The sequence below is a fragment of the Dellaglioa sp. CoH-57-MRSF-20 genome, assembly GCF_056781955.1.
In genome coordinates this window covers 1-855 of record NZ_JBXAXV010000031.1, presented here as the reverse complement: position 1 = coordinate 855, position 855 = coordinate 1, and the positions used below count along the sequence as shown (strand labels likewise).

At 54.2% G+C, this 855-nt stretch carries 1 protein-coding gene; it reads right to left on the bottom strand.

The window, feature by feature from the left end; all coding sequences use genetic code 11:
• Window positions 1–369 precede the first annotated feature (369 nt).
• The gene (locus AC1RPN_RS07880) at window positions 370–711 is read right to left on the bottom strand and encodes a hypothetical protein (protein ID WP_481763664.1); all 342 of its coding nucleotides are present in this window, start codon (window positions 709–711) and stop codon (window positions 370–372) included.
• Window positions 712–855: the final 144 nt, after the last annotated feature.

The window sequence follows — 855 nt, the reverse complement described above, 5'->3', positions numbered from 1 at the left end:
CAACCAAGAACACATTGATCATGTCATAGACCAGACCCCATCGAGAGTCAGCTACGTCCGGTACGGGATACGGCAGTCGATACTGCGGATCGCGGGACCACGACCTTCCTTCTTGTTCTTCCAACCAATTACACGTGGCTCCGAACAGTGCACGAGGCGACCCCGCGCTCCAGCCTCGGGACCAATCGTGCATTTCCATCAGCTCACGCGCCGGAAGACGAGTGCGGGCGGCGGCATCTACCACGAGCCACCGGACCGCGTTCTTCATCTTGACAGGCTTTAGCATCTATTCCTCTTCACGAATGAAAATGGGGCGACAGACCGAAATCTGCGCCCATTACTATTTACTTCCCGGAAGTTTACCACGGATCACGTGGTGTAGACGAGCACTTCATCCAGACCCAGCGATAGCTCCTTAGGCGTGTTGACGTGCTCAAAGTACACGACGATATCACCAAACAGGGTCCCCACAGGCGGAAACTCTCCGGCGTACCCCGCGTAGTAGATCAGGTCAAGCGCCAAGAAGATGTGCCGGATGGGCAAATCCTCTGGAGGTTCCTGCTCTGCCATAATGCAGCTCGCGATCGTTGCGCACAGTTTGTCGCTGAGCACTACTGCCGTCACCTTGCGACCTTCCTCGCGCACCCCTGAGCTAAGACGGGCCAGAGCGCCAAGAAAGTTCTCATCAAGCTTTAAGACATGAGTACTCATTTAGTGTTCCTTAGTTTGTTTCTATCCATCACGAACATAAAGGTGACGGCTACAACCGTGTACACACTCATGATCAGGTTGGACAACGCGGGAGCAACATCGTGTGCGCCCAATTGAATTCTTAGAGTTACGCAACCAAGCAGC